Source organism: Epilithonimonas sp. (assembly GCF_032054305.1).
GTDB lineage: Bacteria > Bacteroidota > Bacteroidia > Flavobacteriales > Weeksellaceae > Epilithonimonas.
In genome coordinates this window covers 516,324-530,583 of sequence record NZ_DAMBSX010000002.1, presented here as the reverse complement: position 1 = coordinate 530,583, position 14,260 = coordinate 516,324, and the positions used below count along the sequence as shown (strand labels likewise).

The 14,260-nt window shown below is 35.8% G+C and carries 10 protein-coding genes; all 10 read left to right on the top strand.

What is annotated here, in order from left to right; all coding sequences use genetic code 11:
* Positions 1-89 precede the first annotated feature (89 nt).
* Positions 90-2,660 carry a T9SS type A sorting domain-containing protein gene (locus RTX21_RS06360; RefSeq protein ID WP_312766109.1) on the top strand — a complete coding sequence of 857 codons (2,571 nt, stop codon included), beginning with the start codon at positions 90-92 and terminating at the stop codon, positions 2,658-2,660.
* Positions 2,661-2,821: 161 nt separating this feature from the next.
* Positions 2,822-3,847 (top strand): pectinesterase family protein, encoded by a 1,026-nt coding sequence (locus RTX21_RS06355; RefSeq protein WP_312766106.1) that lies wholly within the window; start codon positions 2,822-2,824, stop codon positions 3,845-3,847.
* A gap of 80 nt (positions 3,848-3,927) precedes the next feature.
* Complete coding sequence (locus tag RTX21_RS06350) at positions 3,928-5,181, top strand: glycoside hydrolase family 88 protein (protein WP_312766103.1); 1,254 nt, start codon at positions 3,928-3,930, stop codon at positions 5,179-5,181.
* 130 nt (positions 5,182-5,311) lie between these two features.
* Complete coding sequence (locus tag RTX21_RS06345; protein ID WP_312766100.1) at positions 5,312-6,958, top strand: glycoside hydrolase 43 family protein; 1,647 nt, start codon at positions 5,312-5,314, stop codon at positions 6,956-6,958.
* Positions 6,959-7,110: 152 nt separating this feature from the next.
* Entirely contained in the window at positions 7,111-7,944 is an 834-nt protein-coding gene (locus RTX21_RS06340; protein WP_312766098.1) for a rhamnogalacturonan acetylesterase, read from the top strand.
* Positions 7,945-8,088: 144 nt separating this feature from the next.
* Positions 8,089-9,756, top strand: a complete 1,668-nt coding sequence (locus tag RTX21_RS06335; protein WP_312766097.1) for a glycoside hydrolase family 28 protein — start codon at positions 8,089-8,091, stop codon at positions 9,754-9,756.
* A gap of 136 nt (positions 9,757-9,892) precedes the next feature.
* Positions 9,893-10,837, top strand: coding sequence for an alpha/beta hydrolase (locus RTX21_RS06330; RefSeq protein ID WP_312766096.1), 945 nt, complete (start codon positions 9,893-9,895; stop codon positions 10,835-10,837).
* A 4-nt stretch (positions 10,838-10,841) separates the two neighbouring features.
* Complete coding sequence (locus RTX21_RS06325; protein ID WP_312766094.1) at positions 10,842-11,813, top strand: pectinesterase family protein; 972 nt, start codon at positions 10,842-10,844, stop codon at positions 11,811-11,813.
* A 353-nt stretch (positions 11,814-12,166) separates the two neighbouring features.
* Positions 12,167-12,958: a T9SS type A sorting domain-containing protein gene (locus RTX21_RS06320; protein ID WP_312766091.1), complete on the top strand. Its 792-nt coding sequence runs from the start codon at positions 12,167-12,169 to the stop codon at positions 12,956-12,958.
* Between the two features lie 476 nt (positions 12,959-13,434).
* Positions 13,435-14,211: a T9SS type A sorting domain-containing protein gene (locus tag RTX21_RS06315; protein ID WP_312766089.1), complete on the top strand. Its 777-nt coding sequence runs from the start codon at positions 13,435-13,437 to the stop codon at positions 14,209-14,211.
* Positions 14,212-14,260: the final 49 nt, after the last annotated feature.

The following is a 14,260-nucleotide window of genomic DNA, read 5'->3' as shown; positions in this document are numbered from 1 at the left end:
TTAATGAGATGGGTTCGTTGAAGGTCAACACTAATTATAATAATTACAATTAATTAAAACTCGTAAAAAACTCATTAAATATATTTTATATGAATAAATTAAAATTACTTTATCTATTCTTTTTACTTGCGATCATGCAGGTATCAGGACAGTCTGTTACATTCAACGAATCTGCGGGCTGGGTAGAGACTGCTTTTGTAAAATGGCAGCCAGTGACCAATGCTGGAAGATATAATGTTTACTATTCTGGCGAAGGAGTAGTGAACAAGCAGGTTGATGATTATTTGATCCGTAGCTATGGGTCATATTTCAGAGCCGATGTTTTGGGCTTGAAAGCTGGTAATTACACGATTACTGTAAAGCCTGTGATCTTAGGGATAGAAGGAGGAGGTTCTACAACAAGCACTCTTACAGTACTTCCTCAGGACAGAAATGGTTTTGCTTTCCATGGTGGAAGAGTGCCCGGTGGCTACAAAGCTGATGGAACCCTTAAAGATAATGCTATTGTTTTATACATCACACAAAATTCTAAGAACACGATTTCATTCAATGTCATTACAAAAAGTAATGGGGGAACAACAAACTATGTCGGATTCCAGAATATCCTGTCAGGAATCAAAAAAGGTTATGATACAAGACCTTACGTTTTCCGTCTAGTCGGGAATATCACGGATTTTGCGGATATGGAAAATGGGGATGTCGTAATAGAAAATGATAACAACGCTTCAAGTTATATTACAGTAGAAGGTGTTGGTAATGATGCAACAGCCAATGGCTGGGGAATCAGGATAAAAAATGGAACTAATATCGAGATAGGCAATCTTGGTTTTATGAACTGTGATAGTGGAGAAGGTGACAACATCGGGATGCAACAGAACAATTCTTACATCTGGGCTCATAACAATGACCTCTTCTATGGACATGCAGGAAGCGATGCCGACCAGATCAAAGGCGATGGTGCATTGGACAACAAAGGAACAACTTATGCAACTTATTCTTACAATCACTTTTGGGATTCTGGAAAAGCAAGTTTATTAGGACTTAGTGAAAACACAACAGCTGGTTTGTATGTGACTTATCATCACAACTGGTTCGATCATTCAGATTCCAGACATCCGAGAGTAAGATTTTATTCGGCTCATATTTATAATAACTATTTTGATGGTGTTGCAAAATACGGATCTGGTTCTACAGAAGGTTCTTCATTATTCTTAGAAGGTAACTATTTCAGGAATTCTAAAAATCCAATGATGATCTCTCTACAGGGAACAGATGTTTGGAGTCCTACAAAACAAATGAATGACCCGGCTAATCAGGGTACATTTTCCGGAGAAGATGGAGGTGTGATCAAAGCTTTCAATAATACGATGGATGCTGATATCGCAACCAATTCAATGAGATTTGTTGCTTATGCAGATCCGAATCCTTTATATAATATTGATGGAAAGATCAGTTCTTTGACAGATTTTGATGCTTATCTTGCTGCTACTCGTGGAGAAACAGTTCCTGCAACGGTTAAATCAAAAGTTGGAGCAAAAACTTATAATAACTTTGATACAGATGCTGCTCTTTATGTTAAGAATCTAGTAACCGATGTACCTACTATAGCAAGAGATAAGGTTAAGATCTATTCTGGACGTGTTGAAGGAGGAGATTTCAAATGGACTTTCGATAATGCTGTTGATGACAAATCTTACGCAGTAATTGCAGCTCTTAAATCTGCGCTTACAAGTTACGGAACAACTATGGTTTACATCCAGGCAGAAGGTGGTTCTCAGACTTTGGTAAATACTTCTGGGAATAAAGACCAAACAGTAACTTCTGGTTCTGCAATTAGTCCAATTATATTTACTTGGGGTGGAGACGCTACAGATGTTACTTTGACAGGTATTACGAACGGATTGTCATTCACAAAAGATGCAACAGCTAAAACTGTAACGATTATTGGAAATCCTACTCAAACTACGGCCTACACAGTTACAACTGTTGGTACTTCCGGAACTGCGGCTTCTATTAATGGAACTGTTACGGTCGGAACACCAGGGAATCCAGGCGATACAGACGGATTGATTCACAATTTCACAATTGCTAATCCTCCTAAATCGAGTTTATTTTATACTATCACAGGTAACATGAACTCAACAGATGGTTCTACAACTTATGATGGATTGACATTGACCAAACGTTTCAAAATGGAATCTGCTACCAGCATAAATTATACAACTACTGCAGAATCTACATTGACATTGGTTTTCGATGCCGACTTCTCCAAAAATGTTAAGTTTGACGGCGCTAACTATACTGCTGTAAATGGAGTTGTAACAATTCCAAACGTTGCTGCCGGAGCTCATAGTATTACAAAAGGAGATACAACTAATTTATATTACATCAAAACAGCTTATGCTGGCTTGGCAACAAATGATATCAATAGATCTCAAGTTGTTCTATATCCAAACCCAGTTTCAGATTACTTACATATCAATACTGCTGGTCAAAAAGTATCAAACGTGAAAGTTTACAGCTTTGCAGGTAGCTTGGTTAAAGATAATGTAGCGATCACTAATGATTCGGTTGATTTGAGGAGCTTGAGTACTGGAAATTATATCATCAGTATTACAACTGATAAAGGAACAGTGACTAAGAAGATTATTAAAAAATAATCGATAACAATGATGTTTTTCTAATGGTTTTTTAGACAACATTATAACATTAATATTTAATACAAGTTTTCATCTCGAAAAAGAGATGGAAACTTGTATATTTAAAAAAGATTCAGATTTCTATAGAATCTTTGCACTAAAAATAAATTTAAATAATAAAAATGAAGAGGTCAAAAGCTAAAAGTCTTTTATTGTTTTTTTCTTTTATTCTGGTTTTGACTTGTATCAATTCTTTCAGTGTTAATGATATTGATTCTGAAAAAATTTATACAGTTTCTCAGGACGAAAAAGGAGACTTCAAAACAATTCAGGAAGCGATAAATATAGTCGAAGATAAACTTGATGCAAAGACCAAAATCATAATCAAAAAAGGAACTTACAGAGAAAAGATCACAATTCCGGCTACAAAAGGAGCAATTTCTTTTGAAGGTGAAAGTTTGACAGAAACAATCCTTGTTAATGATGATTTTGCTTCAAAGAAAAATGCCGAAGGAAAAGAAATGGGAACAACAGGTTCTTCTACTATTTTCATATTCTCGGATAATTTCTCTGCAAAAAATATCACTTTCCAAAACGATGCAGGAAAAGTTGGACAAGCAGTTGCTGTTCTTATTACAGGCGATAAAGCCGCTTTTGAGAATTGTAGATTTCTGGGATTCCAAGATACCTTATATCTGAAAGGTGAACAGGACGTTCCGACTCCTAAAAGAGAGATCCGTCATTATTTCAAAGGTTGTTACATAGAAGGAACGACAGATTTTATCTTTGGTGCAGCAACTGCAGTTTTTGAAGATTGTACAATCTTTGCGAAGGAAAGTGCAACATATCTTACGGCGGCTTCTACACCAGAAAATACCAAATTCGGGTTTGTTTTTATAAATTGTGAAGTCAAAGGAGAAGCTAAACCGGAATCAGTTTATCTCGGAAGACCTTGGCGGCCTTTTGCTAAAACAGTTTTTATTAATTGTGCAATCGATAACATGATCAGACCGGAAGGTTGGCATAATTGGAAAAAACCAGAAGCAGAGAAAACAACTTTATATGCAGAATACAATTCCAAAGGAATTGGAGCCAATAAAGAAAAGCGAGTTTCCTGGTCTCATCAGTTGACTAAAGAACAATCCAAAGAATATCAAATCAAAAACATTCTCTCGGGAAAAGACAATTGGGATTTTAAAATCAAATAACTAAAGAAATGTCATACTCAAAAGAGTCGAGTGTTTTTATTAATCTAAAGACTATTTGTTCAAAAATAAAAGTTTAAAAAATGAACTTCAACAAAATCAAAATATTAACCATTACAACATTTGCTACAATTAGTATTTTGTCCTGTGCACAAAAACCATTGCAAAATTCGGCACACCAAAAATCAAAAGAAGTTTCTCAAAATGTGATTTCGGCAAAGCTGCCTTGGTCAGAAAGAATGATGCAATCCGAGATGAAACGTTTCCCCGAAGCATGGCAACTAGATTTTTTTAAGTCTCCGAAATGGAGTTATCCGAACGGTTTGGTTTTAAAATGTGCAGAACTGTTGTTTAAGAAAACCGGAAAAAAACAATATTACGATTATATCAAAGGCTACGCAGATGAGTTGGTTAACGAAGATGGAACAATCAAGACGTATGACATCAAAAAATATAATCTTGATATGTTGAATTCTGGGAATGTTTTATTATATCTATATTCTGTTGATAAACAGGAAAAATATCTTAAAGCCTTACAATTATTAAGGTCACAGATCGATAATCAGCCAAGAACTTCCGAAGGTGGTTTCTGGCATAAGAAGATTTATCCAAACCAAATGTGGCTGGATGGACTATATATGGCGGAACCATTTTATGCCAATTATACAAAGTTATTTTCGACCGGAGCAGAAGCCGAGAAAGCTTATAATGATATTGTCAATCAGTTTGATGTGATTCAGAAACATATGGTAGATTCCAAAACAGGATTGCTATATCATGGTTGGGATGAAAGCAAAGAGCAGCAATGGGCAGACAAACAAACCGGGCTTTCGCCTAATTTCTGGGGTAGGGCAATGGGCTGGTACGGAATGGCAATCGTAGATGTTTTGGATTTTCTTCCTCAAAATCATCCGGGAAGAGAAAGGTTGATTGGTTATTTGAAATCTTATTCAGAAGCGTTGGTGAAAGTTCAGGATGGAAAGACTGGACTTTGGTATCAGGTCTTAGACAAAGGTGGAGAAAAAGAAAATTACCTTGAAGCTTCTGCATCATCTATGTTTGTTTACACTTTTGCAAAAGCAGTCAGAAAAGGTTACTTGCCGGATTCTTACAAAGTAATCTCCAAAAAAGGATATGATGGAATTATAAAAAATCTCATCACAATTGAAAAAGACGGAACAGTTAACCTAAATCAGAATTGTGCGGTTGCAGGCTTAGGTGGAACACCTTACAGAAGCGGAACTTACGATTATTATGTGAATGAAGAAATCCGTTCCAACGACCCAAAAGGCACTGGTCCGTTTATTCTCGCCAGTTTGGAATTAGAAAATAAATAATTAATTAACATTAGTCTATAGTTTTTCTTTGATGAGTTTGAAGTTTATACTGAGCTAGACGAAGTGGCTTTGCGAACCTTAAAATATTTTCAATAAGTTCAAAAATCTTTGCGGACTTTGCGTTTAAAAAATGAAAGCGTTAAAAAAACATATAATCCTTTCCTTATTTGCAATGGCAATCAATCAATTCGTTGCGCAGAAAATGAAACCTTATGTTTCAGAAGTCTGGGTTTCGGATTTAGGAAACGGAATGTATAAAAACCCTGTTTTGTATGCAGATTATTCCGACCCGGATGTGATTCGTGTTGGCGATGATTATTTTATGACGGCTTCCAGTTTTAACGAAATGCCAGGTTTACCAATTCTTCATTCGAAAGATATGATCAATTGGAAGTTAGTGAATTATGCAATCACAGATTTAGTTCCAAAAGAACACTTCGACAAGCCAAGACGTGGCGACGGCGTTTGGGCACCAAGTATCCGTTTTCATAAAGGCGAATATTACATCTATTGGGGTGACCCGGATTTCGGAATTTATATGGTGAAAACCAAAAATCCTTTCGAAAAATGGGAGGATCCAATTTTGGTAATGGAAGGAAAAGGTCTTATCGATTCTTGTCCGTTTTGGGATGAAGATGGTCAGGCTTATTTGGTTCACGGCTGGGCAGGAAGCAGAGCAGGAGTCAAAAGTCTGTTGACCATTAACAAAATGAACACTGAAGGAACAAAAGTTCTTGACAAAGGCATTCACGTTTTCGACGGACACGATGCACATCCAACTGTTGAAGGTCCGAAAATGTATAAGCGAAATGGTTATTATTACATTTTTGCGCCGGCTGGTGGCGTGGCAACAGGTTGGCAATTGGTATTGCGTTCGAAAAATATCTATGGACCTTACGAAGAGAAAATTGTTTTGGAAAAAGGTTCAACCAAAATCAACGGACCGCATCAGGGTGCTTGGGTTGATACACAAAAAGGAGAAGATTGGTTTTACCATTTTCAGGATGTGGACGCAGGTGGAAGAATTGTTCATCTTCAACCAATGAAGTGGGAAAAAGACTGGCCGGTAATCGGAATTGATAATAATAAAAACGGAATTGGAGAACCAGTTCTAACATTCAAAAAACCGAATGTCGGCAAAACATATCCAATTGAAACACCTGCAGAATCTGATGAATTCAATGATAATAAAATCGGTTTGCAATGGCAATGGAGTGCAAATGAAAATGTTGTTTGGTCAGCGAAACTTGTGGGAAAAGATTATCTGAGATTGTTTTCAATCAAAATTCCGGATGGCGAAAAAAATCTTTGGAATATCCCGAATCTTCTAACCCAGAAATTCCCGGCTCCGAATTTCGTAGCGACTACTAAAATCAAATTATTTCCCGAAGATGCCAAAGAAGGAAAAACCGCAGGACTTCTGGTAATGGGAATGGATTATCAGTCTTTAGTAATTACAAACAAACCTGACGGATTTTATCTTCAACTGCGAAATGCTCAAAAAGCAGAAAAAGGAGGCGAAGAGAAAATACTAAACGAAATCAAACTAAAATCCAACGAAGTTTTCCTGAAAGTCGATGTTAAAGAACCAAACGGAATCTGCACATTCAGCTATAGTGAAAATGAAAAGAAGTTTGAGAATATTGGCGATAGATTTCAGGCAAAACCCGGAAAGTGGATAGGCGCAAAAGTCGGAATTTATTCCGTCAGCGATTCCAAAGTTTCAAGAGGTGGTTACGCCGATTTTGACTTTTTCAGAATTACAAAAATTAAGTAATGTGATTTAAAGTTAGTATTAGAGATGTCATCCTGAGCTTGTCGAAGGATTTTCGAATTAGAAAGTATAATAAAATTCACTGCGAAAACCTTTGCGACTTAAAGAATGAAGTATAAAAATAAATGATTAACATCTTTGCGTTAAAGAAAAAAATGAAAAGAATCAAAAATATCTCAACAGCATTTTTTATCACAGCTTCTGTGATGACTTTTGCTCAGACAGAACAGGATAATCAAAAAGAAAGAATTGTAAAGCCTGCAACAGACAAGAATACAACCAACATTTTTCTGGCCGGAGATTCTACGTTGACAGATTATACTTTGGAAAGCAATTATCAGCAAAAACGTTATCCACAGCAAGGTTGGGGTGGCGTTTTTCAGGATTTTTTTGTGACTGACAGTCTCAAAACTTTCAAATCTGCATTGGCAAAAAATGTTTTGATTGTTGACAAAGCTAAAGGTGGCAGAAGCACGAGAACCTTTTTTCAGGAAGGCAGATGGCGTTATATTTTCGAAAATTTGAAACCGAAAGATTGGGTTTTGATTCAGTTTGGTCACAACGACGAATCTGAGAAAAAAGTCGACCGCTATGTGGATGTTCCTGGTTATAAGGAATATTTGAGGTTGTACATTCATCAGGTTCGTGAGAAAGGTGCAACGCCGGTCTTGGTCACGCCTGTTTCCAGAAATTATCCCTGGAAAGACGGTGTTTTGGGCGACAGTCACGTAGATTATGCAAAAGCGATGATAGAAGTCGGACAGGAACAGAAAGCGGATGTGATTGATTTGAACAGACTGTCCAGAGAATTTTTCACACAAAAAGGAAAAGACTTCGTGACTACAACTTACTTTATGAACCTTCCTGAAGGCAAATTCACAGCTTATCCAAATGGACAAAAAGATGACACGCATTTCCAACCGGAAGGTGCGAAAGCAGTCGCTCAGTTGGTTTATAATGAATTCAAAAAAATAGCAAGTAAGAAATAAACTCAAAATTTGTCATTCCGTAGGAATCTCAGCAGTTTGGATTCCTACGGAATGACAAAAATTGAAAATAGAGTCAAAAACTTTGCGACTTTAAAACATAATATATAAATAAGACTTTGCGCTCTTTGCGTTAAAATATTAAGAATGAAGAAAACGATTAAAATTTTAGCTTTAAGCTTAGCAACATTAATTTCAGGAAACGCTTTTGCACAGAGCATTTCAGATATTTACAAAAATGTAGAATTCAAAATGCCGACGGTTGCGGAAACATCTTTTTCTGCAACTTCCGTTAACATCAAAAACTTTGGTGCTGTTTCTGGCGGCATCGTAAAAAATACCGAAGCATTCAGAAAAGCCATTGACGAAACCTCTCAAAAAGGCGGCGGAACAGTAGTCATTCCAAGAGGAATCTGGCTAACAGGGCCAATTGTTCTGAAAAGTAATATCAATCTGCATTTGGAAGACGGCGCATTGGTAATGTTCAGCAGAGATTTTGCAGATTATCCTTTGGTTGACGTCAGTTTCGAAGGTTTGAACACAACCCGTTGTCAGTCTCCGATTTCTGCAAAAGGTGCCACCAACATTGCAATCACAGGAAAAGGTGTGATTGATGGAAACGGCGATGCGTGGAGATATGTTAAAAAAGGAAAAATGACTGATGGACAATGGAAGGAATTGTTGTCCAAAGGCGGCGTTTTATCGGCAGATAAGAAGATTTGGTTTCCAAGTGAAAGTTCTAAAAGAGGATTTACAAGCACGGCAAACTTCAATATTCCTGAAAAATTAATAACAAGAGAACAATTGGAAACTGTAAAGGATTTTCTTCGTCCGGTTATGGTAAGCATTGTAGAATGTGATAAAGTTCTTTTGGACGGACCAACTTTCCAAAACTCTCCGGCTTGGAATCTTCATCCGTTGATGTCCAGCAATTTGATTTTGAGAAATCTGACCGTTAGAAATCCTTGGTATTCTCAGAACGGTGACGGTTTGGATTTGGAATCTTGTAAGAATGTTTTGATTTATAATAACACATTTGATGTGGGCGATGACGCAATTTGTATCAAATCCGGAAAAGATAAAGACGGTCGTGACAGAGGTGTTCCGACAGAAAATGTCATTATCAAAAACAATACGGTTTATCATGCGCATGGTGGAATTGTCATCGGAAGCGAAATGTCTGGTGGCGTGCGAAATCTTCACGCTTCAGATTGTACTTTTATCGGAACAGACATCGGACTTCGTTTCAAAACGACGAGAGGCAGAGGTGGCGTTGTTGAGAATATCTGGATCAGCAATGTGGATATGACAGGAATTCCGGCGCAGGTTATCGGTTTCAATATGTTCTATGAAGGCAATTCGCCAATCATCGAAGAAGATCAAAATGCAGACGACGAAAAAAGAGTTGAGAAACAAATTCCTGTAACCGAAGAAACTCCGATTTTCAGAAATGTGTTCTTCAAAAATATCACCGCTTCCAATTCCTACGAAGCGTTGTCACTAAATGGTTTATCCGAAATGAACCTTAAAAATATCGTAGTAGAAGATTCATACTTCGATACTAAAAAAGCTTTGACAATCGTAGATGCAGACGGAATTACACTGAAAAATGTCAAAATAAAATACACCGATGGAACTGGTGCAACAATCTATAACAGTAAAAATATTGACATCTCCAGTTTAACTTTGGAATCTTCCAAAACGCCTTTGGTAAAGGTAATCGGAAGTAAAACGAAAGCTGTCAAATTACCAAAAGGAATCTCCGGCGATAAATTGTCTATCTCCAAAGATGTTCCGAAGAATGTTGTAAAATAACTCGTCAGTTCGAGTGTTTTTCGAAATGGAATGAAGAAAAATGTATCGAGAACTTTTCTTTAAATTTAATTCTTTCTAAAAATAACTTGAAACGACTTTAAACAAATAATTTTTCTTATATTTCTTCTTAAAACGGATGAAACCTACCAAAGTAAACTTGAATCACAATAGTCATCTGCGGAAGATTTTCATCCGTTTTTCTTTGTTGTTGATTTCGATCTCAAAGATTTATTCTCAGGAAGTCGAAAGGCCAAATGCACAGCCTTACACCATTGAAGGAACTTACGAAAAACTGAAAAAGAAATATCCCTTCATTCAACCTTTGAATCTGGAGTTTCCAAAAAATATCAAAGTCGAAAAAGATGTGATATACAAAAACAGAAATAGCAAATCGCTTTTGGCAGATATCTATTATCCTAAAGATTCGACTCAGAAATATCCCGGAATTATTCTGGTTCACGGCGGTGGCTGGATTTCCGGAAGCAAGGGCAACGAAAGATTTTTGGCTCAGGAATTGGCTTCGAAAGGTTATGTGGCGATGTCACTCAATTATAGTTTGAGTGACGATGCAAAATATCCAGCAGCAGTGGAAGACATTGAGAATGCATTGAAATTCCTCAAAAAACATCATAAAGATTTCTCTCTTAATAATAGGAAAATTGCAATCGGTGGAAACTCAGCCGGAGCACAATTGGCAACTTTGGTCGGTATCAAAAATAAAGTTCAGGCGATTGTAAATATTGACGGAATCGTTTCTTTCATTCATCCCGAATCTGAGGAAGGAACTTATGCATCGTATTGGTTTGGAGCTACAAAAGCTCAAAATTTCAAACTTTGGAAAGAAGCTTCACCTTTGGAATATGTCGGGAAAAATACACCGCCGACATTATTCATCAATAGTTCTCAACCGAGATTTCATGCTGGGAGAGATGATATGATGAAGTTATTAAAAAGTTATAATATCCCAACAGAATTTCACGAAATCAAAGATTCTCCGCATTCGTTTTGGTTGGTTCAACCTTGGTTTGATGAGACTTTGAAATATACTGTCTATTTTCTGGACAGAGTTTTGAAAAATTAGTCCTATGAAAAAGTTCTTTTCTTTTCTAAATTTTCTATCTATAATATTATCTTTTGCACAATCGCCTTATATCACGATTGCAGTTGCAAAGGATGGTTCCGGCGATTTCAAAACGATTCAGAGTGCGATTAATTCGATTCGGGATTTAGGTCCGGGTGAAGCTTTGATTAAAATTAAATCAGGCATTTACAATGAGAAAGTAGTGATTCCCTCTTCAAAACATTTGATTACAATCGAAGGCGAAGACAAGGAAAATACAATTATTACTAACGATGATTTTTCCGGAAAACTGAATCCTTTGACCAATGAAAAGTTCAATACATTCAATTCTTATACATTTTTGGTTGCAGGTGATAATATTAAGATTTCAAATTTGACGATTAAAAATTCATCGTGTAATCAGGGACAAGCGGTTGCGCTTCACGTGGAAGGCGACCGGTTTGTGATGAAAAATTCCAATGTTTTAGGCTGTCAGGATACACTTTATGCCGCAACAGACCACAGCCGACAATACTATGAAAATTGTTATATAGAGGGAACGACGGATTTTATTTTTGGGCAGGCAACTGTGGTTTTCAAGAATTGTGAGATTAAAAGTTTAGTGGATTCTTACATCACAGCGGCTGCAACAAGCAAGGAAAATCAATTTGGCTTTGTCTTTATTGACTGTCATTTGACTGCAAAAGAGGGTATTACAAAAGTTTATCTGGGACGGCCTTGGCGACCATTTGCGAAGACGGTTTTCATTAATACAACTATGGAAAGTCATATTTTACCAGAAGGCTGGAATCCCTGGAAAGGTGATAAAATGTTTCCGGATAAAGAAAAAACAGCCTATTATGCAGAATTTGGAAGCAAAGGAGCTGGAGCAAATTCTAGCAAGAGAGTAGAGTGGAGTCATCAGCTTTCCAAGAAAGAATTGAAGAATTATGCGATTGAAAATATTTTCAGAAAATCGAGTAACTGGATTCCTTAAATTGTTGCACAAAATGAAATTTTAATCAATCCCAAAATTTTGACTTTTCAGTTTAGATTTTGGGAATTTTTATGCAATCGATTGCTTAGATTTTGAGCTGTAATATTTGCTTTTTCTCATTATAATTTTATTCAATTAAAAATTTATTTAAACATTTATTTAATCCGCATGGTCTTTAAATAAAGGGAAATTAAATTAAATGTTAACTAAAATTAATATTTGAATTCGAAAATTTTCGCAAAAATATTGTATGAATTAGAAATAATTTTATATTAGAACCCTCGATTTGTTACAAAAATTTGTGTAATCGATTGCATTATAAAATTAAATAAACAATTAATAAATTACTTATCATGAAAAAACTATTATTTTCTTTAATGTTTGCAGGTATTTCTGCGGTAAATTTTAATGCCCAGTCAAAAACCTGGGATTTTAGCGATACTTCAAAATTCACCGCTGGTGCTATATCGGCAGACGTTACAATAGATGGCTTATCATTTGTAACAGGCGGGAGTAACCTTACAATAGCTACAAATAGTCTTGCAACATTTGAGGATGGATATGCTCCAACACAGCGTTTGCAGTTTGGCGGCAATAGTTATGGAGGTTCTACAAATCCTGCTGTTGGGACTACATCCATGCCTACTAGAAGATATACGCAATTTGCTGTGGCAGGAAATGCCGTGATTAAATTATGGGCAAGAGGAGGAGGATCCGGAAGGTCTATTTTAATATCTGATGCAACCGGGAAGGTTTTGAGCTCAACAACTTTTGCAGGCAACGGAACTTCAGATATTGCTGTTGTTTCATATACATATGTAGGGCCTGCCGGAAATTTGATTGTATCAACAGGAAGCGGGGATAATAGTCTGTATAAAATAGAATATACGGACAATTCTACCTTGGCAATAAAGGATGTAAAGCCTGAGATAAAAGCGAATGCTTTTTCCGTTGGAAATAAGGTATATATAAAAGATCTGGCCTCAAAAAACACGACAGTTAATGTTTATTCTGCTAATGGTATACTTGTTAAGTCATTTAGAGCTTCCGCTGATACGGATTTTGAGATTAATGTTAAAGGAGTTTATTTTATTAATCTAATATCTGAGGCTGGGGAGAAATCAGTTAAAGTTTTATTGAGGTAAAAATCTGAAGTAAACTTTTTTCATATTATTTTTTTTTGAATAGATCCGATGAACATTAGTTTTTCGGATTTTTTAATGAGGAGGATTTTAAATAATTCAAGCTTGTTGTTCCTGCTTCATACTTCAAAGGATTGATCATTCAAATGAATGATAATCATGATAATATTTTTTTAAAATCTGTTTTTGATTCAAATCAATTATAATTTTGGGAGATTTAGAACAATCGATTGCATTGATTTTTTTGCTTAAAATTGATTTTTCTGGCTTGATTTGTTTCTGAAAATAAAAAAAAGACACTTAATAAAGTATCATTAATAAAGGAAATTTCATTGATGTTAAAATAAATTAACATTAAATTAAAAAAAAATATCTTGGAATTGAATAATAATTTTATATTAGAACCGTAGAAAAGTTACACAAAATTGTGTAATCGATTGCATTAAAATTTAAACAAACAATTAATAAATTACTTTATCATGAAAAAATCATTACTTTTTTTAGCTTTTTCTGTAGTTGCTTCAGTCAACAGTTTTAAAGCACAAACTACTTGGGATTTTTCTTCTTGGGATATTGTTTCCGGGGTGACAACAAGTACTGTGAAAAATAATATTGCATTGGTTCCGGGACCGGAAACCGTTGTTAACTTTGCGCAAGTAGAAGCTAATACTGCTACATTCACAGATGGTTATGCAGCAACAAAACGTTTCAAGTTAAATGGTGGCGGTTATACTTCAACAGGAGTTAACACTACTCCAACACAACGTTATTTGTACTTCAAGGTAAATGGAAACTCAGAGATCACTGTTTGGTACAAAAACGGAGGTTCAGGTGATAGAACTCTTTATATAGGAACAGGTTCTGCAGTTCTTGCTTCTAAAACTTATTCTAACTCAACAGATGGTATTATCTATACTTATCAGTATACTGGGCCTGCTGCAGATCTGTATCTGTATGGTGATACATCTCTTAACTTATACAAACTTAGAGCTACAAACGTAGGAACAACAGTTCTTGGTGTAAGTGATGTTAAAAAAGAAATGAAAGCGAACATTTTCTCTAGCGGGAACAAAGTTTATGTCTCTAATCTGGAATCAAAAAATACTCAAATCAGTGTTTTTAATGCTAACGGGTCTTTGGTTAAATCAGCAAGCTCTTCTGTAGATACAAACTTTGAAATCAATAACAAAGGTGTTTATTTCGTAAACCTGAAATCTGATGCTGGTGTAAAATCTACAAAGGTTTTAATTAAATAATTCGAGAATCGAAAGAGGAATTTAATATCAATAAATTTATAGGGAATTA

Bases quoted from the DNA above. Each gene is read 5' to 3' on its own strand.
- RTX21_RS06360 (WP_312766109.1), top strand. From the start codon at position 90: ATGAATAAATTAAAATTACTTTATCTATTCTTTTTACTTGCGATCATG.
- RTX21_RS06355 (WP_312766106.1), top strand. From the start codon at position 2,822: ATGAAGAGGTCAAAAGCTAAAAGTCTTTTATTGTTTTTTTCTTTTATT.
- RTX21_RS06350 (WP_312766103.1), top strand. From the start codon at position 3,928: ATGAACTTCAACAAAATCAAAATATTAACCATTACAACATTTGCTACA.
- RTX21_RS06345 (WP_312766100.1), top strand. From the start codon at position 5,312: ATGAAAGCGTTAAAAAAACATATAATCCTTTCCTTATTTGCAATGGCA.
- RTX21_RS06340 (WP_312766098.1), top strand. From the start codon at position 7,111: ATGAAAAGAATCAAAAATATCTCAACAGCATTTTTTATCACAGCTTCT.
- RTX21_RS06335 (WP_312766097.1), top strand. From the start codon at position 8,089: ATGAAGAAAACGATTAAAATTTTAGCTTTAAGCTTAGCAACATTAATT.
- RTX21_RS06330 (WP_312766096.1), top strand. From the start codon at position 9,893: ATGAAACCTACCAAAGTAAACTTGAATCACAATAGTCATCTGCGGAAG.
- RTX21_RS06325 (WP_312766094.1), top strand. From the start codon at position 10,842: ATGAAAAAGTTCTTTTCTTTTCTAAATTTTCTATCTATAATATTATCT.
- RTX21_RS06320 (WP_312766091.1), top strand. From the start codon at position 12,167: ATGAAAAAACTATTATTTTCTTTAATGTTTGCAGGTATTTCTGCGGTA.
- RTX21_RS06315 (WP_312766089.1), top strand. From the start codon at position 13,435: ATGAAAAAATCATTACTTTTTTTAGCTTTTTCTGTAGTTGCTTCAGTC.